Origin of the sequence: Burkholderia sp. KBS0801 (genome assembly GCF_005937855.2) — a bacterium.
Taxonomy (GTDB): domain Bacteria; phylum Pseudomonadota; class Gammaproteobacteria; order Burkholderiales; family Burkholderiaceae; genus Burkholderia; species Burkholderia ambifaria.
This window is the reverse complement of record NZ_CP042177.1, coordinates 2,729,652-2,753,957: the sequence shown is the minus strand read 5'-3', so window position 1 is coordinate 2,753,957 and position 24,306 is coordinate 2,729,652. Positions and strand designations below refer to the sequence as shown.

25 protein-coding genes are annotated in these 24,306 nt (G+C 66.4%); 15 read left to right on the top strand and 10 right to left on the bottom strand.

The annotated features are described in order from the left end of the window. Positions 1-34: 34 nt before the first annotated feature. Complete coding sequence (locus FFI87_RS13130) at positions 35-1,027, bottom strand: bifunctional riboflavin kinase/FAD synthetase (protein ID WP_012364515.1); 993 nt, start codon at positions 1,025-1,027, stop codon at positions 35-37. A gap of 123 nt (positions 1,028-1,150) precedes the next feature. Between FFI87_RS13130 and purN the strand changes: the two genes are divergently transcribed. From purN to nadC, 6 genes are all read left to right on the top strand, one after another. After that, positions 1,151-1,813 (top strand): phosphoribosylglycinamide formyltransferase, encoded by a 663-nt coding sequence (gene purN, locus FFI87_RS13125; protein ID WP_011657713.1) that lies wholly within the window; start codon positions 1,151-1,153, stop codon positions 1,811-1,813. Beyond that, positions 1,810-3,072, top strand: a complete 1,263-nt coding sequence (locus FFI87_RS13120) for an RsmB/NOP family class I SAM-dependent RNA methyltransferase (protein WP_006750059.1) — start codon at positions 1,810-1,812, stop codon at positions 3,070-3,072. The genes purN and FFI87_RS13120 overlap by 4 nt, the downstream gene beginning before the upstream one ends. 18 nt (positions 3,073-3,090) lie before the next feature. Next, positions 3,091-4,473, top strand: coding sequence for a mechanosensitive ion channel family protein (locus FFI87_RS13115; protein WP_138847281.1), 1,383 nt, complete (start codon positions 3,091-3,093; stop codon positions 4,471-4,473). Between the two features lie 234 nt (positions 4,474-4,707). Beyond that, positions 4,708-5,904, top strand: a complete 1,197-nt coding sequence (locus FFI87_RS13110) for an acyl-CoA desaturase (protein WP_012364513.1) — start codon at positions 4,708-4,710, stop codon at positions 5,902-5,904. 287 nt (positions 5,905-6,191) lie between these two features. After that, on the top strand, positions 6,192-7,328 hold the full coding sequence (gene nadA / locus FFI87_RS13100) for a quinolinate synthase NadA (RefSeq protein WP_138847282.1): 1,137 nt from the start codon (positions 6,192-6,194) through the stop codon (positions 7,326-7,328). 131 nt (positions 7,329-7,459) lie between these two features. After that, on the top strand, positions 7,460-8,341 hold the full coding sequence (gene nadC / locus FFI87_RS13095) for a carboxylating nicotinate-nucleotide diphosphorylase (RefSeq protein ID WP_138847283.1): 882 nt from the start codon (positions 7,460-7,462) through the stop codon (positions 8,339-8,341). Positions 8,342-8,435: 94 nt separating this feature from the next. On the opposite strand, the gene nadB is transcribed toward nadC, so the two are convergent. The 4 genes from nadB to radC all read right to left on the bottom strand — a co-directional run bounded on the left by nadB (position 8,436) and on the right by radC (position 11,616). After that, positions 8,436-10,022, bottom strand: a complete 1,587-nt coding sequence (gene nadB, locus FFI87_RS13090) for an L-aspartate oxidase (RefSeq protein ID WP_011657708.1) — start codon at positions 10,020-10,022, stop codon at positions 8,436-8,438. A 161-nt stretch (positions 10,023-10,183) separates the two neighbouring features. Then, entirely contained in the window at positions 10,184-10,351 is a 168-nt protein-coding gene (rpmG, locus tag FFI87_RS13085) for a 50S ribosomal protein L33 (RefSeq protein WP_006478046.1), read from the bottom strand. A 17-nt stretch (positions 10,352-10,368) separates the two neighbouring features. Continuing rightward, positions 10,369-10,602, bottom strand: a complete 234-nt coding sequence (gene rpmB, locus FFI87_RS13080) for a 50S ribosomal protein L28 (protein WP_004186391.1) — start codon at positions 10,600-10,602, stop codon at positions 10,369-10,371. Between the two features lie 237 nt (positions 10,603-10,839). After that, positions 10,840-11,616 (bottom strand): RadC family protein, encoded by a 777-nt coding sequence (radC, locus tag FFI87_RS13075; RefSeq protein WP_012364510.1) that lies wholly within the window; start codon positions 11,614-11,616, stop codon positions 10,840-10,842. Between the two features lie 135 nt (positions 11,617-11,751). Between radC and FFI87_RS13065 the strand changes: the two genes are divergently transcribed. The 8 genes from FFI87_RS13065 to FFI87_RS13030 all read left to right on the top strand — a co-directional run bounded on the left by FFI87_RS13065 (position 11,752) and on the right by FFI87_RS13030 (position 19,086). Then, entirely contained in the window at positions 11,752-12,207 is a 456-nt protein-coding gene (locus FFI87_RS13065; RefSeq protein WP_006750052.1) for a peptidylprolyl isomerase, read from the top strand. A gap of 2 nt (positions 12,208-12,209) precedes the next feature. After that, a complete protein-coding gene (ispH, locus tag FFI87_RS13060) occupies positions 12,210-13,190 on the top strand; it encodes a 4-hydroxy-3-methylbut-2-enyl diphosphate reductase (RefSeq protein WP_006750051.1) in 981 nt (326 codons plus the stop codon). 271 nt (positions 13,191-13,461) lie between these two features. Further along, on the top strand, positions 13,462-14,298 hold the full coding sequence (locus FFI87_RS13055) for a branched-chain amino acid ABC transporter (protein ID WP_138848466.1): 837 nt from the start codon (positions 13,462-13,464) through the stop codon (positions 14,296-14,298). 210 nt (positions 14,299-14,508) lie between these two features. After that, positions 14,509-15,459 (top strand): branched-chain amino acid ABC transporter permease, encoded by a 951-nt coding sequence (locus tag FFI87_RS13050; protein ID WP_006757318.1) that lies wholly within the window; start codon positions 14,509-14,511, stop codon positions 15,457-15,459. A gap of 19 nt (positions 15,460-15,478) precedes the next feature. After that, positions 15,479-16,648 (top strand): ABC transporter permease subunit, encoded by a 1,170-nt coding sequence (locus FFI87_RS13045; protein WP_012364508.1) that lies wholly within the window; start codon positions 15,479-15,481, stop codon positions 16,646-16,648. 24 nt (positions 16,649-16,672) lie between these two features. Next, positions 16,673-17,449, top strand: coding sequence for an ABC transporter ATP-binding protein (locus tag FFI87_RS13040; protein ID WP_006750047.1), 777 nt, complete (start codon positions 16,673-16,675; stop codon positions 17,447-17,449). After that, a complete protein-coding gene (locus FFI87_RS13035) occupies positions 17,449-18,165 on the top strand; it encodes an ABC transporter ATP-binding protein (RefSeq protein ID WP_012364507.1) in 717 nt (238 codons plus the stop codon). Before FFI87_RS13040 ends, FFI87_RS13035 begins: the two co-directional genes overlap by 1 nt. 249 nt (positions 18,166-18,414) lie before the next feature. After that, entirely contained in the window at positions 18,415-19,086 is a 672-nt protein-coding gene (locus FFI87_RS13030) for a DUF2278 family protein (protein ID WP_138847284.1), read from the top strand. A 21-nt stretch (positions 19,087-19,107) separates the two neighbouring features. Here FFI87_RS13030 and FFI87_RS13025 read toward each other — a convergent pair whose 3' ends face one another. From FFI87_RS13025 to FFI87_RS13010, 3 genes are all read right to left on the bottom strand, one after another. Next, on the bottom strand, positions 19,108-19,563 hold the full coding sequence (locus tag FFI87_RS13025; RefSeq protein WP_059531751.1) for a GNAT family acetyltransferase: 456 nt from the start codon (positions 19,561-19,563) through the stop codon (positions 19,108-19,110). A 13-nt stretch (positions 19,564-19,576) separates the two neighbouring features. Beyond that, a complete protein-coding gene (locus tag FFI87_RS13020; protein ID WP_138847285.1) occupies positions 19,577-20,761 on the bottom strand; it encodes an acetylornithine transaminase in 1,185 nt (394 codons plus the stop codon). Positions 20,762-21,054: 293 nt separating this feature from the next. Further along, entirely contained in the window at positions 21,055-22,086 is a 1,032-nt protein-coding gene (locus tag FFI87_RS13010) for a CDP-6-deoxy-delta-3,4-glucoseen reductase (protein ID WP_012364503.1), read from the bottom strand. A gap of 106 nt (positions 22,087-22,192) precedes the next feature. On the opposite strand from FFI87_RS13010, the gene FFI87_RS13005 reads away from it, so the two are divergent. Then, a complete protein-coding gene (locus FFI87_RS13005) occupies positions 22,193-23,230 on the top strand; it encodes an NAD-dependent epimerase/dehydratase family protein (protein WP_138847286.1) in 1,038 nt (345 codons plus the stop codon). On the opposite strand, the gene FFI87_RS13000 is transcribed toward FFI87_RS13005, so the two are convergent. Then, positions 23,213-23,401 (bottom strand): hypothetical protein, encoded by a 189-nt coding sequence (locus FFI87_RS13000; RefSeq protein ID WP_011657697.1) that lies wholly within the window; start codon positions 23,399-23,401, stop codon positions 23,213-23,215. The genes FFI87_RS13005 and FFI87_RS13000 overlap by 18 nt on opposite strands. Positions 23,402-23,509: 108 nt before the next feature. Then, complete coding sequence (locus FFI87_RS12995; RefSeq protein ID WP_138847287.1) at positions 23,510-24,226, bottom strand: pseudouridine synthase; 717 nt, start codon at positions 24,224-24,226, stop codon at positions 23,510-23,512. Positions 24,227-24,306: the final 80 nt, after the last annotated feature.

The following is a 24,306-nucleotide window of genomic DNA, read 5'->3' as shown; positions in this document are numbered from 1 at the left end:
CGCGAGGGCGCGGCGCGTGGCGCCGCTGGCCGGATCAGCTAATTCGGTCGGTCGCCGACGTCGAGAAGCCGGTCGCGCGACTGCCCGGCGCGCGGGCGCGCTCGACGAAATACGCGCGCGCATTCGCGACGTCCAAAGCGATCGCGCGCGACAGCGCCTCGAGATCGTCGAACTTCGCCTCGTCACGCAGCTTCTTCAGGAATTCGACGCGGATCAGCTTGCCGTACGCATCGCCGTGCCAGTCGAGCAGGTGGACTTCGAGCAGCACGCGGCCGGAATCGTCGACGGTCGGGCGCAGCCCGAGGCTCGCGACGCCCGGCAGCGGGGCGGGGCCCAGGCCGTGCACCTGCACGACGAAGATGCCCGCAAGCGCCGGCCGCTTGTGCGCGATCGGCAGGTTCAGGGTCGGGAAGCCGAGGTCGCGGCCGAGCTTCAGCCCGTGTGCGACGTGGCCGCTGATCGCGTAGCCGTGGCCGAGCGCCTGTGCGGCCGCGTCGAGATCGCCCGCGGCGAGCGCGGCGCGCACGCCGGAGCTGGAGATGCGCGTGCCGTCGCTGCCGGAGACCGTGCCCATCTGCTCGACTTCGAAACCGTACTGTTCGCCGGCCGCCTTCAGCGTGTCGAAGGTGCCCGCGCGCTTCGCGCCGTAGCAGAAATCGTCGCCGACCATCATCCAGCGCGTGTGCAGCCCGCCGACCAGCGTGCGTTCGACGAACGCCTGCGGCGACTGGCTCGCGAACGTGTGGTTGAAGTGCTCGACGACGACGCGGTCGACCCCGTGCTCGCGCAGCGCTTCCAGCTTGTCGCGCAGCATCGCGATGCGCGGCGGCGCGCCGGCCGGATTGAAGAATTCGCGCGGGTGCGGCTCGAACGTCATCACGCACACGGGCAGGCCGCGCGCGTCCGCTGCCGCGCGCACGCGCGCGAGCAGGGCCTGGTGCCCGCGATGGACACCGTCGAAGTTGCCGATCGTCAGCGCGCACGGCGCGCGGCTCTCGGCGTTGGGCAGGCCGCGGAAGACTTTCACGATAGCGGAAGCAGCGTCGGGGGAATGGGCGGTGGAATGCCGCAAAGCAGAAGATTATAAACGTTCGGGCGGCCCGGCGGCCGAGAAGGAGGGAAACGCGGGGGCGAATGGTAAAATTCGCGGATGAAAAAACTCGTGATCCTGATTTCCGGTCGCGGCAGCAACATGGAGGCCATCGTTCGCGCGTGCGCGCAGGAACGCTGGCCGGCCCAGGTCGCCGCCGTGATCGCCAACCGGCCTGACGCAGCCGGCCTGGTTTTTGCCGCGTCGCACGGGGTGGCGACCGCGGTGGTCGACCACCGGTCGTTCGATGGCCGCGACAGCTTCGACGCGGCGCTCGCCGCCGAGATCGACCGCTTCGCGCCCGATCTCGTCGTGCTCGCCGGCTTCATGCGCATCCTCACGCCCGATTTCGTCAGACGATATGAAGGCCGGCTGCTGAACATCCATCCGTCGCTGCTGCCGAGCTTCAAGGGTATCCACACGCACCAGCAGGCGCTGGATGCCGGCGTCGCGCTGCATGGCGCGAGCGTGCATTTCGTGATTCCCGAACTCGACAGCGGCGCCATCGTCGCGCAGGGCGCGGTGCCCGTGCGCGCGGGCGACGACGCGGCCGCGCTCGCGCGGCGCGTGCTGACGGTCGAGCACGTGCTGTATCCGCGTGCGGTGCGCTGGTTCGTCGAGGGGCGCCTGCGCCTCGAGAACGGCCGGGCAGTGGTGGCGCCGGAAGAGGCGCGCTGGATTTTCGCGGATCAACCGCATACCGAAACGAGCGAGGGCGTATGAAGCTGCACGGATTCCTGATTGGCCAGACCGAGACCTTGCTGGCGGAGGTGCTGAAGTTCACCGGCCCCGCCGACGCGACGACGAGCCGGTTCTTCCGCGCGCACCCGAAGCTCGGCCACGCCGAGCGCGGCGTGATCGCCGAGGCGGTGTTCGCGGTGCTGCGCCGGAAGATGGAGTTTTCGCACCTCGCCGAGAGCGGCACGGGCAGCCCCGCACGGCGCCTCACGCTGCTGGGCCTGATGCAGACGCTCGGCCGCAATGCGCTGAAGCCGTTCGTGTCCGACACGGAGGCCGCATGGCTCGAGCACGTGTCGAAGATCGATCCGGCGAGCCTGCCGGTGCGCGTGCGCACGAACCTGCCGGACTGGATCTACCAGGCGCTGTCGGCCCGTTTCGACGCCGAGGAGCTCGCGCAGCTCGCCGCCGCGCTGAATTACCCGGCGCCGCTCGACCTGCGCGCCAACGCGCAGAAGGCGACGCGCGACCAGGTGATCGACGCGCTGCGCGCGGAGGGCATCGACGCGGGCGAGACGCCGTTCGCGCCGCAGGGCGTGCGCGTCGTCGGCAAGCCGGCGCTCACGCGCCTGCAGGTGTTCCAGGAAGGGCAGATCGAAGTGCAGGACGAGGGCAGCCAGCTGCTGTGCTCGCTGGTCGCGCCGCGCCGCGGCGAGATGATCGTCGATTTCTGCGCGGGCGCCGGCGGCAAGACGCTCGCGCTCGGCGCGATGATGCGCTCGACCGGGCGCCTTTACGCGTTCGACGTGTCGGAAAAGCGCCTGACCAAGCTCAAGCCGCGCCTCGCGCGCAGCGGGCTGTCGAACGTGAACCCGGTGCTGATCGACAGCGAGCACGATGCGAAGATCAAGCGGCTCGCCGGCAAGATCGACCGCGTGCTGGTCGACGCGCCGTGCAGCGGCCTCGGCACGCTGCGCCGCAATCCCGACCTGAAGTGGCGCCAGACGCGCACGTCGATCGAGGAGCTCACGCCGAAGCAGGCGTCGATCCTCGCGAGCGCCGCGCGTCTCGTGAAGAAGGGCGGCCGGCTCGTGTACGCGACCTGCAGCGTGCTCCACGCGGAGAACGAAGCAATCGTCGAGCAGTTCCTGGCCGACCATCCGGAGTTCGTGCTGGTGCCCGCGCAGCAGGTGCTGGCCGACCAGCGCATCGCGATCGAGACCGGCGACTACCTGTCGCTGTGGCCGCACCGCCACGCGACCGACGGCTTCTTCGCCGCGGTGCTCGAGCGGCGCGCGCAGTAACGGCGGCACGGACGGACGATGGAGAGTCTGCAAAGCCGCCTGCTGTCGCGCCGGCTGGCCTCGGTGATTCGCGATTTCCACCAGCCGGTGATGATCTGGCAGGCGGCGATCCTCGTCGGCGCACTCTGTTTCGCCTGGCTGGCCGCGCGCTTCGTGCACGGCCGGATCGATGCGCGCCGCACGGCGTCCGGACGCGCGCCCGGGGCGGGCTCGGATAGCCTGAAGCGCGCGCTGTTTCCGTTGTTCGGCGGCATTTTCGTCGGCGTCGCGCAGCTCGCGTTCGAGCCGTTCATGTCGACGTCGCTGCTGTCGCTCGCGCTCGTGCCGCTGTTCGGCATCGGGCTGATCTACGTGCTGTTCTTCTTCGCGCGGCGCGTGTTCGCGCGCGACGGCCACACGCATGCGTGGCTGTCGATCGTCGAGAAGATCGTGTCGACCATCGTGTGGGCCGCGATGGTGCTGACCGTGCTCGGCATCCAGCGCGACGTGCTCGGCTGGCTCGACAGCGTGCAGTTTCGCGTGGCCAATGCGCATCTCACGCTGCTGTCGGTGATCTCCGGCGCGCTGTGGGTGTGCGTGACGCTGATGGTCGCGATGTGGCTCGGCTCGGTGCTCGAGGATCGCCTCGCGCGCGCGAGCACGCTCGACGCGAACCTGAAGGTCGTGCTGTCGCGGGTCGGCCGCGCGCTGCTGGTGTTCGCGGCGATCCTGATCGGGCTGTCGCTCGTCGGCATCGACGTGACGGTGCTCGGCGTGTTCGGCGGTGCGTTGGGCGTCGGCCTCGGCTTCGGCCTGCAGAAGGTCGCCAGCAATTACGTGTCGGGCTTCATCATCCTGCTCGATCGCTCGCTGCGGCTCGGCGACGCGATCAGCGTCGGCGGCTTGCAGGGCGTCGTCACGCAGATTCGCACGCGTTATACGGTCGTGCGCGGCCTCGACGGCAACGAGACGCTGATCCCGAACGAGAAGCTGATCACCGACGTCGTGCAGAACCAGTCGTCGTACCTGACGCGCGGCTACGCGAAGGTCGCCGTGCAGGTCGCCTATACGAACGACGTCGAGCAGGCACTGGCGGTCCTGGCAGAGGCCGCGAAGATCGTGCCGCGCGTGCTCGCGGAGCCGGCGCCGGCCCCGTACCTGGTCGGCTTCGGCGCGGACGGGATCGATCTGGAGCTCGGTTTCTGGATCGAGGATGCGGCGACGGGCACGTCGGGCGTGCGTTCGGCCGTGAACCGCAACATCTGGCGGCTGTTCGGCGAGCACGGGATCTCGATCCCGTTCCCGCAGCGCGAAGTGCGCGTGGTCGGCCTGCCCGATGGTCTTGCGGCAACTGGCGTGGTGGCGAAGGGCTTGCCCGTGGCCGGCGTCGGGACGGTGGACGGGCAGGCGTCGGCGGCCTAGAAGGCCCGAGGCGCGGTGCGTCGCTCCGAGTCGGGTAAATCTGACCGGCCAGAACGGGATCGCGGGGCTTTCCGGGTCCGGAGATGGACTGTCCGCCTTGCGTCAACACAAGAAAATATTCATTTTTTACAAAGACTTGGAACGGTTGAAGTAAAATTCCGGTCTACACGCGGTATGCTTTCATTTTTATGACGTCGGCCGGCGCCGGCGTCGCTCTCACCACAGGTAACTGCCTTGTTGAATTCCCTGCTCGATTTTCTTTCCCACGGGCTCCTGCGTTTTTCGTGGTGGCAGGTCGCGCTGTTCGCGCTTGCCGTCACGCACGTCACGATCATCGGCGTGACGGTCTACCTGCATCGCTGCCAGGCGCACCGCGCGCTGGAGCTGCATCCGATCGCGAGCCATTTCTTCCGCATGTGGCTGTGGATGACGACCGGCATGCTGACGGGCCAGTGGGCCGCGATCCATCGCAAGCACCACGCAAAGTGCGAGACCGAGGAAGATCCGCACAGCCCGCAGACGCGCGGGATCTGGAAGGTGTTCCTCGAAGGCGCCGAGCTGTATCGCGCGGAAGCGAAGAACGAAGAAACGATGCGCAAGTTCAGCCACGGCACGCCGAACGACTGGATCGAGCGCAATCTCTACTCGAAGTACCCGATCCTCGGCGTGAGCCTGATGATGGTGCTCGACGTCGCGCTGTTCGGCGTGCTCGGTCTGACCGTGTGGGCCGTGCAGATGGTCTGGATTCCGTTCTGGGCCGCCGGTGTCGTGAACGGCTTCGGCCACTTCTGGGGCTACCGCAACTTCAACTCGGCCGATGCGAGCACGAACCTGTTCCCGTGGGGCATCGTGATCGGCGGTGAAGAACTGCACAACAACCACCACACGTTCGCGACGTCGGCGAAGCTGTCGAACAAGTGGTACGAGTTCGACATCGGTTGGATGTACATCCGCATCATGTCGGCATTCGGTCTCGCGAAGGTGAAGAAGGTCGCACCGACGCCGCGCCTGAACAAGCCGAAGACGGTGCTCGACCAGGAAACGCTGCAGGCCGTGTTGTCGAACCGCTACGAAGTGATGGCGCGCTACGGCAAGGCCGTCAAGCGTGCATACCGCCAGGAGCTCGCGCACCTGAAGGAGCTTGGTGCGAGCGAGAAGTACCAGCTGATGCGCAGCGCGCGCAAGTGGTTCCACAAGGACGCCGACGGTCTCGACGAGCCGCAGAAGAAGCTGCTGCCGGAAATCTTCGCGAACAGCCAGAAGCTGCAGACGTACTTCCAGCTGCGCCAGGATCTGGCCGCGATCTGGGATCGCTCGACTGCATCGCGCGAACAGCTGCTCGCGCAATTGCAGGATTGGTGCCATCGCGCCGAACAAAGCGGCATCAAGGCGCTGCAGGAATTCGCGACACGTCTGCGTCGCTACGCCTGATTCGAAATCGATTAGAATCTAAGGACGTCACAAACCCCGCGTTGGCGGGGTTTTTTCATTTGGGCCGCCGGTTTTTGATGGCCGATCGGCAGGGTGGATTGGTATGAGGCTTGGGGCAGTGGATTCGATGCCCCATGGGACCATGGGTAAGCGCTAAAGCACTAACTCTGGTCGACCGCGAAGCATGGGGCCAGAGTAAGCGCTAAAGCGCCAACTCTGGCCGACCGCGAAGCATGGGACCAGAGTAAGCGCTAAAGCGCCAACTCTGGTCGACAGGAGATATGGAGATGCAATCGACGATCAAACCCGTCGAGTACGACCGGCCCGTCGCAGCAGGGACCGTGTGCGGCGTGGGACAAGCATGGGCCAAGGTGCCCGACGCGCCGTCCGCCGAGGAACGCGCTGCACTGAAGGCGCGCATCAAGGCGCTGCTCGCACGGGAAAAGGCCGTGCTCGTCGCCCACTACTACGTGGATGCCGAGCTGCAGGAACTGGCCGACGAAACAGGCGGCTGCGTCGCCGATTCGCTCGAAATGGCCCGTTTCGGCCGTGACCACGACGCGCAGACGCTCGTCGTCGCCGGCGTGCGCTTCATGGGCGAAACCGCGAAGATCCTGAGCCCCGGCAAACGCGTGCTGATGCCCGACCTCGATGCGACCTGCTCGCTCGATCTCGGCTGCCCGGCCGACGAATTCTCCGCGTTCTGCGATGCCCATCCCGATCGCACGGTCGTCGTCTACGCGAACACCAGCGCCGCCGTGAAGGCGCGCGCGGACTGGATGGTCACGTCGTCGATCGGCCTCGAGATCGTCGCCGACCTGCACGCACGGGGCGAGAAGATCATCTGGGCACCCGATCGCCATCTCGGCAGCTACATCCAGAAGAAAACCGGCGCGGACATGCTGCTGTGGCAGGGTTCGTGCCTCGTCCACGACGAATTCAAGGGCATCGAGCTCGACCTGCTGCGCGCGGAATATCCGGGCGCCAAGGTGCTCGTGCATCCCGAGTCGCCGGAAAACGTCGTCGCGCAGGCGGACGTCGTCGGCTCGACCACGCAACTGATCGACGCAGCCGTGAAGCTCGACGCGACGCACTTCATCGTCGCGACCGATCTCGGCATCCTTCACAAGATGCAGCTCGCGGCGCCCGGCAAGACCTTCATCGCCGCGCCGACAGCCGGCAACAGTGCGACCTGCAAGAGCTGCGCGCATTGCCCGTGGATGGCGATGAACGGCCTCGCGAACCTCGCCGACGTGCTCGAGCGCGGTCACAACGAGATCTTTGTCGATCCCGCGATCGGCGTGCGTGCGCGTCTGCCGATCGACCGGATGCTCGATTTCGCAGCGGCGCACAAGAAGCGCGTGCAGGCGAGCGGCGATCTGCAGCGCGACCAGCAACTGTTCGCGAACGTGGGGGCAGCGTAATGAACGACTCCCGCGCCCACATCCGTTCGCTGTCCTCCGAAGCCGGCGCTGCGGCGCTCACGCTGGTCCCAGGCACGGCGCCTTCCGAAGGGAAGGCCGCATTGCTTGAGAGTGGCGCGCCGGAAGGCGCCGTGACGACCGCAGTCTCCCCGCTGTTCGACGCCGTCCGCGCACAGTACGGCGCGGCATTCGACGAAGCGATCGCGCGCAACGTGGCCGATGCGATCGCCGAAGACGTCGGCACCGGCGACCAGACCGGGCGGCTCGTGCCGGCCGGCGAGCGGCGCCGCGCGCGCATCATCGTGCGCGAGGAAGCGGTGCTGTGCGGCGTGCCGTGGTTCGAGGCCGTCATCGCGCGGATCGATCCGTCGATCGTCGTGCAGTGGCGCTATCGCGAAGGCGAGCGGATGACGCCGGATTCGACCGTCTGCGAGCTCGAAGGACCGGCGCGGGCACTGTTGACGGCCGAGCGCAACGGGCTGAATTTCCTGCAACTGCTGTCGGGCGTCGCGAGCGCGACGCGCCGTTACGTCGATCGCGTCGAAGGCACGCGCGCGAAGATCCTCGATACGCGCAAGACGCTGCCGGGCCTGCGGCTCGCGCAGAAGTACGCGGTGCGGGTCGGCGGCGGCGAGAACCAGCGTCTCGCGCTGTACGACGGCATCCTGATCAAGGAAAACCATATCGCAGCAGCCGGCGGCGTCGGCGAAGCCCTCGATGCGGCGTTCGCGCTGGAGTCGGGCGTGCCGGTGCAGATCGAAGTCGAGACGCTCGCGCAGCTCGACACGGCGCTCGCGCATGGCGCGCAATCGGTGCTGCTCGACAACTTTACGCTCGACATGATGCGCGAAGCGGTGCGCGTTGCGGCCGGCAAGGCCGTGCTCGAAGTGTCGGGCGGTGTCAATTTCGATACGGTGCGCACGTTCGCGGAAACGGGCGTCGACCGCATCTCGATCGGCGCGCTGACGAAGGACGTGCGCGCGACCGACTATTCGATGCGGATCGTCGACTGACCTCGCGGCATGTCGTCTGACGAAAAAGGCCGTTGGCGTGCAAGCGCCAACGGCCTTTTTCTGTATGGTGGCCGCCCCGGGAAGGGCGTGCCGGTCAGCGGCGCGAGCGCGGCGTGAGCACGCTCGGCAGCGCCTTGGGCAGCGTGTGCGGCCAGTCGCGGCTGTAGTGCAGCCCGCGGCTTTCGCGGCGCGAGTAGGCGCTCTTCACGATCAGCGTCGCGACGTCGACCAGATTGCGCAGTTCGAGCAGGTCGCGCGTCACGCGGAAATTCGCGTAGTACTCATGGATCTCGTCGCGCAGCAGCGACAAGCGGTGCTTCGCGCGTTCGAGACGCTTGTCGGTACGCACGATGCCGACGTAGTTCCACATCAGCCTGCGCAGCTCGTCCCAGTTGTGCGCCACGACGACTTCCTCGTCCGCATCCGACACGCGGCTTTCGTCCCATGCGGGCAGCGTGGCCGGCGTTTGGGCGTCGAAGCCGGCTGCCTCGATCGCCTCGGCCGCCGCGCGCCCGATCACGAGACATTCGAGCAGCGAGTTGCTCGCGAGCCGGTTCGCGCCGTGCAGCCCCGTGTACGACGTTTCGCCGACCGCATACAGGCCCGCGAGATCGGTGCGCCCCGCGAGGTCGGTGACGACGCCGCCGCACGTGTAGTGCGCGGCCGGCACGACCGGAATCGGCTGCCGGGCGATGTCGATGCCGAATTCGAGGCAGCGAGCGTGGATCGTCGGGAAGTGTTCGCGCAGGAACGCTTCCGGCTGATGGCTGATGTCGAGATACACGCAGTCGATCCCGCGCTTCTTGATCTCGAAGTCGATCGCGCGCGCGACGATGTCGCGCGGCGCGAGTTCCGCGCGCGGATCGTGCGCGGGCATGAAGCGCGTGCCGTCCGGCAGCTTCAGCAACCCGCCTTCGCCGCGCACGGCCTCCGAGATCAGGAACGATTTCGCATACGGATGGAACAGGCAGGTCGGGTGGAACTGGATGAATTCCATGTTCGACACGCGGCAGCCCGCGCGCCATGCCATCGCGATGCCGTCGCCGGTCGCGGTGTCGGGGTTCGTCGTGTACAGGTAGACCTTGCCGGCACCACCGGTCGCGAGCACCGTGTGCGGCGCCTCGATCGTGATCGTGCGGTCGTTGTCGACGTCGAGCGCATACAGCCCGTGACAGCGACGGCCGGGCAGGCCGAGCCGGTCCGACGTGATCAGGTCGATTGCATGGTGGTTTTCGAAGAACGTGATGTTCGGATGCTGGCGCGCGCGGTCGGACAGCGTCGCGAGCACCGCATGGCCGGTCGCGTCGGCCGCATGGATGATCCGGCGGTGGCTGTGGCCGCCTTCGCGCGTCAGATGGAAGCCGAGTTCGGCCGCATCGTCCTTCGTGAACGGCACGCCTTGCGAGATCAGCCATTCGATGGCTTCGCGGCCGTGCTCTACGATGTAGCGCGTCGCGCCTTCGTCGCACAGCCCGCCGCCGGCGACCAGCGTGTCGTCGACGTGGTTCTGGATGCTGTCCGCCGAGTCGAGGACAGCCGCGATGCCGCCTTGCGCGTTATCGCTCGCCCCCTCCATCATCGAACGTTTCGCGATCAGCGCGACACGTCGCGTGCTGGCCAGGTTGAGTGCGACCGACAGCCCTGCCAGGCCGCTGCCGACGATCGCCACGTCGAATTTCATGCTGCATCTCCATCGTTACGCTTTAGATCTTGTGCGTTCCGTCGGCCATGGCCGCGGAAAGGGGAGAGCATACCGCGTCGGGCCCGCGCGCGTATGCGCAAAACAAAAAGCCCCGCATGTGCGGGGCTTTTTGGTCGCCGTCAGGCTACAGAAACCGGAGATTACTTGATCTTGGTTTCTTTGTATTCCACATGCTTGCGGACGACGGGATCGAACTTCTTGATCGCCATCTTTTCCGGCATGTTGCGCTTGTTCTTCGTGGTCGTGTAGAAGTGACCCGTGCCAGCGGTCGACTCGAGCTTGATCTTGTCGCGTGCGCCTTTTGCCATGATTGTGCTCCTTGGGCTTAGGCTTCGCCGCGTGCGCGCAGGTCAGCGAGCACGGAATCGATGCCGTTCTTGTCGATCAGGCGCAGGCCGGCGTTCGAGACGCGCAGGCGCACCCAGCGGTTTTCGCTCTCTACCCAGAACCGGCGGTTTTGCAGGTTCGGCAGGAAGCGACGCTTGGTCTTGTTGTTGGCGTGGGAAACGTTGTTGCCGCTCATCGGCGCTTTCCCAGTTACTTGGCATACGCGTGCCATGAGAGCACTCCTAATACGCTAAATTCGGGGTTCGATCGCCGATGAAGGTTCCATCGTACCGCCACGTGATCCATGGCTGCACTCAGAACGCCGAAGCCCTTACAGACAAGGCCCTTCGATGGCTAGAACTGGTTGGAAAAAAGACAGACGATGATTCTAGCAGAAAAAGTTCAGAAAAATCAAACCCAATTTCGCTTCATCGTCGCGGCGCCCCAGGGCGGGTCGCCGGGCCACAGTCTACAGCCAACCGGCACGCGCGAACGAAAATGTATCGGCGGTGCCGACGACCACGTGATCGAGCAGCTTCGCATCGATGAGCGCGAGCGCCTCGTGAAGCACGCGAGTCAGGCGCCGGTCTTCGGCGCTCGGCTGCACCGCGCCGGACGGGTGGTTGTGCGCGATGATCAGCGCCGCGGCATTCAGCACGAGCGCGCGCCGCACGATCTCGCGCGGATAGACGGCCATCCGCGTGAGCGAGCCGCGGGCGCTTTCTTCCACGTCGATGAGGCCGTGACGGGCATCGAGGTACAGCGTGACGAACACTTCGTGCGGACGCGTGCCGATCCTGAGCCGCAGATAATCCTCGACCGCGCCCGGCGAATCGATCTGCAGCCGCTCGCGCGCTTTTTCCACCAGCGCGCGCCGCGCGATCTCGGTCACGGCGATCAGCACCGCCGAGCGCGCCGTGCCGATGCCCGGGTGCGTGGCGAACACATCCGGCTCCGCATCGAGCATGTCACGCAGCGAGTCGCCGAACCGGGCGAGCAGCGCGCGGGCGCTGGCGAATACGTCGCGGCCGCCGCCGCCGGTGCCGAGCAGCAGCGCGATCAGCTCCGCGTCGGTCAGCGCGGCCGGCCCGCGTTCCAGCAACCGTTCGCGCGGCAGATGCGGCTTCCAGTTTCGCGGGCGGCGCTTGCGCGGCCGGGCCGGGCCCGTGTGGCGGGCTGGAGCGGCCGGCGCATCGGCGGGGTCGCGACATTCGGTCGCCGGGACGGCGAGACAAGGTGACAGCATGAGCGAAACTCCATTGGCGGCGGGCGTGGATGCGACGTCGTCGCACTTTCAGCCTTGCGCGCTCAGGTGACTTACAATATTGGCTTTGCGCCGGGCCTTTCGGCCAGTTCGGGCGCCGACGAACACGAGTCATTCATGAGCCTCATCGATCTATCCGAAGTGAAGCCCGGTTCCCATGTCACGCTGCATTACCGGCTTGCACTGGCCGACGGCGCCGACATCGTCAACACCTTCTCCGACAAGCCCGCCACGCTGCTGCTCGGCGCGGGGCAACTGGCGCCCTCGCTGGAACAGATTCTGATCGGGCTCCGGGTCGGCGACCATTCGACTTATCAGCTAACGCCCGAGCAGGGGTTCGGTCCCCGCAATCCCGACATGCTCCAGCGCGTGACGCTGTCGACGCTGCGCGAGAACGGGATGGTCGGCGACGATTTCACGCCGGGCGAACTGATCGAGTTCAACGCGCCGGACGGCGGCCGCTATGCAGGGGTGCTGAAGGAAGTCAGCGAAACCTCGGCGCTGTTCGACTTCAATCATCCGCTCGCGGGCCAGGCGCTCACGTTCGAAGTGAAAATCATCGGAATCCTGTAATCATGAGTACCACCGATACGCTGTCCGGGCAGACCGTCGCCGCCGATGCCGAAATCCTGCTGGCCCAGCCGCGCGGCTTCTGCGCAGGGGTCGACCGCGCCATCGAGATCGTCGAGCGCGCGATCGCGATGCACGGTGCGCCGATCTACGTCCGTCACGAGATCGTCCACAACAAGTACGTGGTCGAGGATCTGAAGAAGAAAGGCGCGATCTTCGTCGAGGAACTCGAGGAAGTGCCGGCCGGCAACACCGTGATCTTCAGCGCGCACGGCGTGTCGAAGGCCGTGCGCGACGAAGCGGACGTGCGCGGGCTGCGCATTTACGACGCAACCTGCCCGCTCGTCACGAAGGTGCACGTCGAAGTGGCCAAGATGCGCCAGGACGGCGTCGACATCGTGATGATCGGCCACAAGGGCCATCCGGAAGTCGAGGGCACGATGGGGCAGGTCGAGCGCGGCATGCATCTCGTCGAAAGCGTCGAAGATGTCCAGAAGCTCGAGCTCGCCGATCCCGAGCGCATCGCGCTCGTCACGCAGACGACGCTGTCCGTCGACGACGCGGCCGAGATCATCGGCGCGCTGAAGTCGAAGTACCCGAAGATCCGCGAGCCGAAGAAGCAGGACATCTGCTACGCGACGCAGAATCGCCAGGATGCGGTGAAGTTCATGGCGCCGCAGTGCGACGTCGTGATCGTCGTCGGCAGCCCGAACAGCTCGAATTCGAGCCGCCTGCGCGAAGTGGCCGAGAAGCGCGGCGTGGCCGCGTACATGGTCGACGCGCCCGACCAGATCGATCCCGCGTGGGTCGCCGGCAAGCGCCGCATCGGCGTGACGGCCGGCGCATCGGCGCCCGAAGTGCTCGCCCAGGCCGTGATCGCACGGCTGCGCGAGCTCGGCGTGCGCAACGTGCGCGCGCTCGACGGCATCGAGGAAAACGTGTCGTTCCCGCTGCCGCGCGGCCTGAATCTGCCGCCCGCCGTCTGATTGCCGCATCGCACCCGCGGTACTCCAAAAGCGCGCCTCCGGGCGCGCTTTTTTTGCGTCGTGAAAAACGACATCGCAACCATTATTCACATTAATAGTGCAACCCGGTTGCTATGCCCGCGCTTAACCGTCTCTCAAAATTGGTTGCAATGCAGGAAAACCCCATCGAATCAGGAATATTGGCGTCCTGTAAATGGAGTTACAATGCGCCCGTTTTCAAGCCGGAATGGCTTTGAAATCGGGTTTTGGGAAGGCGCGGGAGACCTATTCGATGCATGTGAAGTTGGCTTACGCCAGGTTCGTCGCCGCACCGGTTGCAATGCTTGCCGGTCGCAGCAAAAAGAGCGACGACAGGGCGGGTGGGGAGGCTGCGGCAGACGCAGTACCGGCGGGCAGCGACGTGCACGCTGCCGAAACCGGTCGTGCGACGCCGGCGGCGTGCCGCATGGCGCAATCGGACGGTGACAAGGATAACGGGGCACGTTTGGCGATCGAGGATTTCAACGCGCAGGGCCCGAAGATCGGCATGCATTCGGCACGGCGGGCAGCATTCGCCGGCAGCGCTGCGGCCAACCGGGCGACGGGCACGTGGGTCGCCCGACAACGAGCCGCCGACCGTGATGCGGCGGCAGCAGGGCGCGTCATACGACGGACGCCCGGGTTTCGGGGCAACACAGGCAGCGTGCAGATGTCAGTGATCCCCTTTCATTTCGATTCGACGAAACGGCATGTCGCCGCGACCCGCGGCGCGGCGGGCGGCGTGCTTCGTTTCACGAATTCCGATGCAGTCCTGACGAAAGTGGGACGCCACCTTCGCGATGCCCGTTCGGGCGCCGCGCGGGCGGCAGCGGACGGCCGGCTTGCCAAAGAGGCGCCGGCGTCCTGCATCGGAGCGCAAATCCCTGGCGGCAATGGCATGTGCGCCGTCAAGGTGGTCGAGCACGCGGGCGACGCGGCGCGGAACCTGATCTGCCCGGACGCGGGGTTCGCCCCGGCCCGGACGGAAAAAGGCGTGGACTTCGGGAAACCGGAGGCCGGCCGTTTCGGCACGCTGCCCTACGACTTCAAGGAGGCCAAGTACACCGTCCTCGATGTCGTGACGATTTAGCGACAGGACCTCGATGGCACCGGAACAGTGCGGTGCCGTTTTTGTATCCGCTCCGGCGGCAGGTCCGGCCGTACAGGCCGGGCGGCGCGCGCCGGGACGATCCACCCTTACCGGTATCGACTAGTACCCGCAGTGTCGCCGAGAAGGCGCGATTCCTCGCTTACCCGCGGGGCGCAACGTCCTCCGGCAGCATGGGCCAAGGAGCTTTAAATGGATATTTTCGTCCAGCAGGTTCTCAACGGGCTGGTGCTCGGCAGTGTGTACGCCATCATCGCGTTGGGCTACACGATGGTGTACGGCATTCTCGGCATCATCAACTTCGCGCACGGCGACGTGCTGATGATCGGCGCGATGGTTGCGCTGTCGGCCATCACCGTGCTGCAGAACCATTTTCCCGGACTCGGCAACGTCGCGACGCTGACGATCGGCCTGGGCATTGCGGCGGTTGTCTGTGCGTTCGTCGGTTTCGCGATCGAGCGCGTCGCGTACAGGCCGCTGCGCCGCGCGCCGCGCCTCGCGCCGCTGATCACCGCGATCGGCGTGTCGATCCTGCTGCAGACGGCCGCGATGATCATCTGGTCGCGCAACCCGCTGCCGTTCCCGCAATTGCTGCCGACCGATCCGATCAACGTGATCAAGGCGACCGACACGACGCCCGGCGCCGTGATCTCGGTCACTGAAATCGTGATCATCGCGGTGGCGTTCATCGTGATGGGCGGCCTGCTGCTGCTCGTGCACAAGACCAAGCTCGGCCGCGCGATGCGCGCGATCGCCGAAAGCCCGAACACGGCCAGCCTGATGGGCGTGAACCCGAACTTCGTGATTTCCGCGACGTTCATGATCGGCTCCGCGCTCGCCGCGCTGGCCGGCGTGATGATCGCGTCCGAATACGGCAACGTGCACTTCTACATGGGCTTCATCCCCGGCATGAAGGCGTTCACGGCGGCGGTGCTCGGCGGTATCGGCAACCTCGGCGGCGCGATGGTGGGCGGCGTGCTGCTCGGCCTGATCGAGCAGCTCGGTGCCGGCTACATCGGCAACCTCACGGGCGGCGTATTCGGGAGTAACTACCAGGACGTGTTCGCCTTCATCGTGCTGATCATCGTGCTGGTGTTCCGTCCGTCGGGCCTGCTGGGCGAACGTGTCGCGGATCGCGCGTAACGGAAGGGGAGCAAACAACATGACATCCATTCAACCGATCGAATCCTCGACGTCGCTCGTCGAAGAACGCAACATCACCAAGACGGTCATCATCGGCATCCTGACCGCGGTCTTCGTGATCGCGGCGCCGATCATCATCGGCTCGGCCGGCGGCAACTACTGGGTCCGCGTGCTCGACTTCGCGATGCTGTACGTGATGCTCGCGCTGGGTCTTAACGTGGTGGTCGGCTTCGCCGGCCTGCTCGACCTCGGCTACATCGCGTTCTATGCGGTGGGCGCGTACACGGCGGCGCTCCTGAGCTCGCCGCACCTCACCTCGCAATTCGAGTGGATCGCGGCGCTCGCGCCGAACGGGCTGCACATCCCGTTCCTGCTGATCGTGCCGATCGCGATGGCGCTGGCGGCCACCTTCGGGATCCTGCTCGGCGCGCCGACGCTGCGCCTGCGCGGCGACTACCTGGCGATCGTGACGCTCGGCTTCGGTGAAATCGTCCGGATCTTCATGAACAACCTCGACCGTCCGGTGAACATCACCAACGGCCCGAAGGGGATCACGGGCATCGATCCGGTGCATGTCGGCGGCTTCAACCTGTCGCAGACGCACACGCTGTTCGGCTTCCAGCTGCCGTCGGTGTACATGTACTACTACCTGTTCGTGCTCTGCTCGCTGCTGGTGATCTGGATCTGTACGCGCCTGCAGCACTCGCGTATCGGCCGCGCGTGGGCGGCAATCCGCGAAGACGAGATCGCGGCGAAGGCGATGGGCATCAACACCCGTAACGTGAAACTGCTCGCGTTCGCGATGGGCGCATCGTTCGGCGGCCTGTCGGGCGCGATGTTCGGTTCGTTCCAGGGCTTCGTGTCGCCGGAATCGTTCACGTTCTGGGAATCGATCGTCGTGCTCGCCTGCGTGGTGCTCGGCGGCATGGGCCACATCCCGGGCGTGATCCTGGGCGCGGTGCTGCTCGCGATCTTCCCGGAATTCCTGCGCTCGACGATGAGCCCGCTGCAGCATGCGCTGTTCGGTCATGACATCGTCGATACGGAAGTGATCCGTCAGGCGCTGTACGGCCTCGCGATGGTGATCATCATGCTGTACCGCTCGGAAGGCCTGTGGCCCGCGCCGAAGCATGAGGACAAGATCGCGAAACTGGCGAAGCGCGCCAGCAAGAAGCCGGTGCGCGCTTAATCGACGGACACAGGGGATACACACATGAGCGACAAGCAAATCCGACTGTCCGTGCAGGGCGTGAACAAACGCTTCGGCGGGCTGCAGGCACTGTCCGACGTCGGCCTCGAGATCAAGGAAGGCGAGATCTACGGGCTGATCGGCCCGAACGGCGCCGGCAAGACGACGTTCTTCAACGTGATCACGGGCCTCTACACGCCGGACTCCGGCGAGTTCAAGCTCGATGGCACGGAATACAAGCCGACCGCGGTGCACCAGGTCGCGAAGACGGGCATCGCGCGCACGTTCCAGAACATCCGCCTGTTCGGCGGGATGACCGCACTCGAGAACGTGATGGTGGGCCGCCACGTGCGCACCAAGCATGGGCTGCTGGGCGCGGTGTTCCAGACACCGGCCGAGCGCAAGGAAGAGCGCGAGATCAAGGAGCGTGCGATCGAGCTGCTCGAATACGTCGGCGTGCTGCAGTACGCGGACTACACGTCGCGCAACCTGTCGTACGGCCACCAGCGCCGTCTGGAAATCGCGCGGGCCCTTGCCACCGACCCGAAGCTGCTCGCGCTCGACGAGCCGGCGGCCGGGATGAACGCGACCGAGAAGGTCGAACTCACGCGCCTGCTCGACAAGATCCGTTCGGACGGCCGCACGATCCTGTTGATCGAGCACGACGTGAAGCTCGTGATGGGTCTGTGCAACCGGATGACGGTGCTCGATTACGGCAAGGTGATCGCCGAGGGTCTGCCGCAGGACGTGCAGAAGAATCCGAAGGTGATTGAGGCATATCTCGGCGCAGGGGTGCACTGATGGCAGCGGCAATGTTGAAAATCAAGGGCTTGCAGGTCAACTACGGCGGCATCCAGGCCGTCAAGGGCGTTGACCTGGAAGTCCGTCAGGGCGAGCTCGTGACGCTGATCGGCGCGAACGGCGCAGGCAAGACCACGACGATGAAGGCGATCACGGGTCTGAAGCCGTATTCGGCGGGGGACATCGAGTACGACGGCAAGTCGATCAAGGGCGTGCCGTCGCACGAGTTGCTCAAGCGCGGCCTCGCGATGGTGCCGGAAGGCCGCGGGATCTTCGCGCGGATGTCGATCATCGAGAACATGCAGATGGGCGCGTACCTGCGCAACGACAACGAGCAGATCAAGAAGGACGTCGACCGGATGTTCGGCTTCTTCCCGCGTCTGAAGGAGCGGGCGACGCAGCTGGCCGGCACGCTGTCGGGCGGCGAGCAGCAGATGCTGGCGATGTCGCGCGCGATTCTGTCCAAGCCGAAGCTGCTGCTGCTCGACGAGCCGTCGATGGGCCTGTCGCCGATCATGGTCGAGAAGATCTTCGAAGTGGTGCGCGAGATCTCGAAGGAAGGCATCACGGTGCTGCTGGTCGAGCAGAACGCGCGCCTCGCGCTGCAGGCGGCCGACCGCGGCTACGTGATGGACTCCGGCACGGTCACGATGGAAGGCGATGCGAAGCAGATGCTGGACGATCCGAAGGTGCGGGCTGCGTATCTGGGTGAATGAGCGGGCCCGGGGCGGCGCGGCGGCGGATGCCGGCGTGTCGCGCCAGGGCTTTCGAAAGGCTGTCACGGGATTCCGTGACAGCCTTTTTTTCGTGCGGCGCGCCCGACGGCGAACTGTGCGCGCGGATGCGACTCCATTGATTCGATAGTGACACCGGCCGTCCGCAACCGGCCGTCCGCAACCGGCCGTCCGCAAACCGACACGCGGGCTGCGTAGCATGGTCGATCCATCGGGACACGGAGAGCACGCATGAGTCTGGACTACGGTTTCGTGAAGGCGAAGGTGACGTCGGTGGCGAAGCTCAAGGGCTCGCCGCACGGCAGCGAGATCCAGTATCACATTCACCTGACGCTCGCGTTGCCGACGGGCGACTGGGACGTCGCGATCAACGTCGGCACCAACGACGCGGACGACCTGCTGAACTACAAGCTCGTCTACGATTTCCATCATCCGGTCACGGCGATGCTCGCGGCCGCGGCCGAAGGCTATACGGATCTGACCGGGCAAACGGCGCTGCCGGCGCTCGACTATCTGCGCAGCGACATCCTGAACGAGACGGGCGCATGGCGTGCGAGCGCCGTGATGGACGGCACCGAGAGCGCTGAGCCGATTCCGTCGCTGCTGCGGCTCGTCAACGCCGCGCAGTCGCAGGAGCTCGACGTCGTCGTGTTCGGCCGCACGTATGCGCAAGGCAACGGCATCCACGACACGCACATGAACCAGGGTTCGACGGGCTCGAACTACCTGCACCGCGCGGGCAACGACCACAACGATCACAACGACGTGTGGCAGGACGGCGCGTTGATCGTGCGCGTGAGCGAGACGCAATGGGCCGCGTATTTCGCGGCGTTCGAGAAGCAGGCCGTGCCGACCGACGCGCTCGGCAATCCGCTGCCGGACGCGGGGCCGATCACGCGCTGACGACGGCGATTGCCGGCGTCGTCAGGCGGCCGGCAGCGTCTTGCCGAACGAGATGCGTTCCTCGACGCGATAGCCGAGCGCCGCATAGAAGCGGCATGCATCGTCGTTGCCGGGCAGCACCTGCAGATTGATCTTCAGGCAGCCGCGCGCGGCGAGCGCGCGTTCCGCATGCGCGATCAGCGCGCGGCCGATGCCGAGTCGCCGTGCGTCGTTCGACACACCGAACGAATAGAGCCAGCCGCGATGTCCGTCGAAACCCGCCATCAGCGTGCCGACCACCCGCGCGCCGCAGGTCGCGACGAAGAACAGCTCCGGCTGCGTCGCGAGCTTCAGCTCGATCGATCGCAGCGGATCGCGGTGCGGCGGCGCGCCGGCTTCGTCGTACTGCGGGAATGCGTCGCGCCAGACCGCCAGCACGGCATCGGTATCGGCGCGTTCGAACGGGCGGATGGCAACAGCATCGGCGGCGGCATCCATCGCGGCGGTCTCCTTAGAGCGTGTCGAGGATCGACCGCAGCATCGCCATCATCTGGTCGATTTCGTTGGTCGTCACGGTCAGCGCGGGCATGAAGCGCAGCAGGTTCGGGCGCGCCGCGTTCAGCAGCAGGCCGTCGGGCTGCATGTCGCGCGCCTTCTCGACGATCTGCGGGCCGATGTCCTTGCCGAGCAGCAGCGCGCGCAGCAGGCCTTCGCCGCGTTCGCCCTCGAAGCCGCGCTCCTCCGACAGCTCGAGCAGCTTGCGCTTCAGATATTCGCCGCGCGCCCGCACGCCTTCGAGGAAGCCGGGTGCGACGAGTTGCGAGATTACCGAATAGCCGGCCGCCGTCATCAGCGGGTTGCCGTTGTACGTGCCGCCCTGGTCGCCGGCCTCGAATACCGCGACGTCGGCCTTCGACAGCAGCGCCGCGAGCGGCACGCCGCTGCCGATACCCTTGCCGAGCGTCATGATGTCCGGCTCGATGTCGGACAGCTCGTACGCGAACAGCGTGCCCGCGCGGCCGCAGCCGCTCTGCACTTCGTCGACGATCAGCAGCAGGTTGTGCTGCTTCGTCAGCGCGCGCAGCTCGCGCATGAACTCGGGCGTCGCCGGAATCACGCCGCCTTCGCCCTGGATCGGCTCGAGCATCACCGCGACGGTCTTGTCGGTGATCAGCTTCTCGACCGAGTTGATGTTGTTCAGTTCGGCCTTCGGGAAGCCCGGCACCTGCGGCGCGTAGATCGTGTCCCAGCCCGGCTTGCCGCTGGCCGACATCGTCGCGAGCGTGCGGCCGTGGAAGCTGTGGTCGAACGTGATGATCTCGTACGCGCCGTTCCGGAACTTGCGGCCCCACTTGCGCGCGAGCTTGATCGCGCCTTCGTTGGCCTCGGCGCCGCTGTTCGTGAAGAACACCTTGTCGAATACGCTGTGCTGCGTGAGCAGCCCGGCGAGCTTCGCCATCGGCTCGTTGTAGAACGCTGGCGACGGGTTCAGCAGCTTTTCCGCCTGGGTCTTCAGCGCTTCGACCACGCCATCGTTGCAGTGGCCGAGGCTGTTGACGGCCCAACCCTGGATGAAGTCCAGATAGCGCTTGCCCGTGTGATCGTAGAGCCACGAACCCTTGCCGTGCGTAAACACGATGTCGGGGCGGTTCGTGATGTACATCAGCGAGTCGATCGGGTAATCGTTCAGGGGCATGGCAACAGACTCCAGCGGGCGTTGAAAGGGAAACGGGCAATAAAAAAGCCACGGAAGGCCGTGGCTGGTGGATCGAACAGCTTGTGCGTAACCGGTGAAGCGAGGAGGGTTACGCGCGAGTCCGTGACGAGCCGGCGGCATCCGGGCGGAGCGGCGAGCGGCGACGTCGGAGAGCGGACAGGAAGCGGTTCATGTGCGCAAGCATAAGGCATCCCGCGCCCCACTGTAAACCGCCGCGATGCCACGGATGTGACACGGCGGCGCGCAGCGGCAGGCGCGGGCGCGCCCGGTGCTCAGACCGGATGCGCGAGATCGGCGGCGCTCGTGAACGAGTCCGCGTAGAACTCGTCGGCCGGCAGCGCGTGGTGCTGCGTGAAGTCGCGCTGCGCGGATTCGACCATCACCGGCGCGCCGCATGCGTACACCTGGTGGCCCGACAGATCGGGCAGATCCTCGATCACCGCGCGGTGGACGAAGCCGGTGCGGCCGGTCCACTGGTCGGCGTTGTCCGGCTCGGACAGCACCGGCACGTACTTGAAGTTCGGGATCTCGCGCGCCCATTGCTCGGCGAGTTCGCCGAGGTAGAGATCCTTCTTGCGGCGCGCGCCCCAGTAGAGCGTCATCGGGCGCGTGATGCCCGTGTGCTTCACGTGCTCGATGATCGCCTTGATCGGCGCGAAGCCGGTGCCCGACGCGAGCAGCACGATCGGCTTGTCGGAATCCTCGCGCAGGAAGAACGTGCCGAGCGGGCCTTCGAAGCGCAGGATGTCGCGCTCCTTCATCGCGCCGAACACGTGATCCGTGAACTTCCCGCCCGGCATGTGGCGGATATGCAGCTCGACCGGGCCTTCCTCGTGCGGCGCGTTCGCCATCGAGTAGCTGCGGCGCGAGCCGTCTTTCAGGATGAACTCGACGTACTGGCCCGCGAGGTACTGCAGGCGTTCGTTGGCGGGCAGCTGCAGCTTCACGACCATCACGTCGTCGGCGCGGCGCTCGAGCGCGGCGATCCGGCACGGCAGCTTCTTCACCTGCACGCCGTCGACGCCGGCGATCTCACGCACGTCGATCTCGAGGTCGCATTGCGCCTTCGAGCAGCACAGCAGCGCGAGGCCGCGCGTGCGCTCGTCGTTGGACAGTGCGGACGCGGCATGCGGGCCCTGTTCGATCTGGCCCGACACGATCTGGCCCTTGCAGGAGCCGCACGCGCCGTTCTTGCACCCGTACGGCAGATGGACGTTCTGGCGCAGCGCCGCCGCCAGCACGGTTTCGTCCGACTCGACCTGGAACTGCCGGCCGCTTTGCTTGAGAGTAACGTTGAATGCCATAGAACCAAATAGAACAAAATGTGGGGACCGTGCATGTCGCGCACGGCAGCTACAATGCAAACCCGTTGCGCGCCGCGCAACGGTGGCTACTGATTTCGCAACCAACATGATCGCGACTCGAATCCTGCGCCGCCCGCGCGCACTGATCGTCGGCTGCGGCGACGTCGGCCTGCGCTGCGTCGCGCAATGGCGCGCCGCGCGCCGCGACCTGCGCATCGTCGCGCTGACGAGCCATCCGGGCCGCTGCGACGAATTGCGCGCGGCAGGCGCGACGCCGATCGTCGGCGACCTCGATCGCCGCGCGACGCTCGGACGGATCGCCGGGCTCGCCCGCACGATCCTGCATCTGGCGCCGCCGCAGTCCGACGGCAGCGACGATCGCCGCACCCGTGCGCTGATCGCCGCACTGTCCGTGCCTGCGCGGCGACCCGCCGCACCGTCGGTGTCCGCGGTCGGCCGGCTTCGCACGCTGCGCGCCGCGACCCGACAGGCCGGCGCGCCCGGTCGGGCAGCGCGTATTGTACCCGACGCCCTTCGCGTGCCGACGCTCGTCTATGCCAGCACGACGGGCGTATACGGCGATTGCGGCGGGGCGCGAATCGACGAAACGCAGCCCGTGCGACCCGCGAATCCGCGCGCGTTCCGGCGCGTGTCGGCCGAGCGTCAGCTGCGGGCGGCGACGGTGCGCGGCGCGTTGTCCGCGCGCATCGTGCGCATTCCCGGCATCTATGCGGCGAACCGGCTACCGCTCGCGCGGCTCGAGCGCGGCACGCCGGCGCTCGTCGCGGCCGACGACGTCTACACGAATCACATCCACGCGGACGATCTCGCGACGATCCTGCGCCGCGCGACCGTGCGCGGCAAGCCGGCGCGAGCCGTGCACGCGTCGGACGACAGCGAACTGCGGATGGGAGAGTATTTCGACCGGGTCGCGCGGGTGTTCGGCCTGCCGCCGCCGCCGCGCATCAGCCGCGCGAACGCCGAGCATCAGCTCGAGCCGACGCTGCTGTCGTTCATGCGCGAATCGCGGCGCCTGTCCAATGCACGCCTCAAGACCGAATTGTGCGTGACGTTGCGCTACCCGACCGTAGACGAATTCCTTCAAACGCTCGCGCCGCGCGACGCGTCAGGTCAGCGCCGGTAGCGCCTCGATCAGCAGGAAGCACAGCAGCGCGCCGATCAGTGCGCCGATCAGGTTCGGACTGTATTTGTGCTTCCTGTGCATCATGGCCAGCAGTGCGCCGATCACGATGACGCCCATGACCGCGAACGCGATCATCACGTACGACAGTTCCAACGAATGATTGATGTTCATGATGTGTCTCCCCCTGCATCGCTGCTCGTACAGCTTGTGATTTCAGTATAGCGGGGGATCGTGCGGTCGCGATGCGGTCAGACACCGAACGGTCGTGCGGATTTTCCCTTAGAGGGTTTTGACGGGATCGCGCAGCGCTGACAGGTCGCTTTCCCCGAGCCAGCGCCACGCGCCGGGCGCGAGGTCGTCCGGCAGCGTGAAGCCGCCGATGCTTTCGCGGTGCAGCGCCTCGACGCGGTTGCTGGCCGCGGCGACCATGCGTTTCACCTGATGATATTTGCCTTCGAGGACGGTCAGCGCCAGCGCGTGCGTGTCGCGCGCGTGGGCAGCGACCGCCGCGATCGGCTTCGGCTCGCCGTGGAGCTGCACGCCGGCGCGCAGCGCGTTCAGCTGGGTGTCGTCGAGCGGGTGGCGCACGGTCGCGACGTAGGTCTTCGGCACCTTGCGCTTGGGCGACGTGTATGCGTGCACGAACTGGCCGTCGTCGGACAGCAGCAGCAGGCCCGTCGTGTCCTGGTCCAGGCGGCCGACGCACTGCACGCCGCGGGCGACGAGCGGCGCGGGCAGCAGGCTGAACACGCTCGCGTGGTGTTGCGGGTCCCGCGAACACTCGTAGCCGGCCGGCTTGTTGAGCGCGAGATACGCGCGGGCGTGGAACGGCCATGCGGTGTCGTCGACCGTGAATACGAGGCCGTCGGTGTCGAACGACGCGTCGGGGTCGGTCGCGCTCGCGCCCGCGACGCTGACGCGACCCGTTTCGATCAGGCCGCGGCACTGGCGGCGCGAGCCGAAGCCCTGCGTGTAGAGAATGCTTTCGAGATCCATAGCGCGCGCATTCTATCAAGCGGCGTGCCGGCGCCGGCACGAACGCGCTCGCGCCGGGAAGCGCCCGGCGCGCTGCGCGC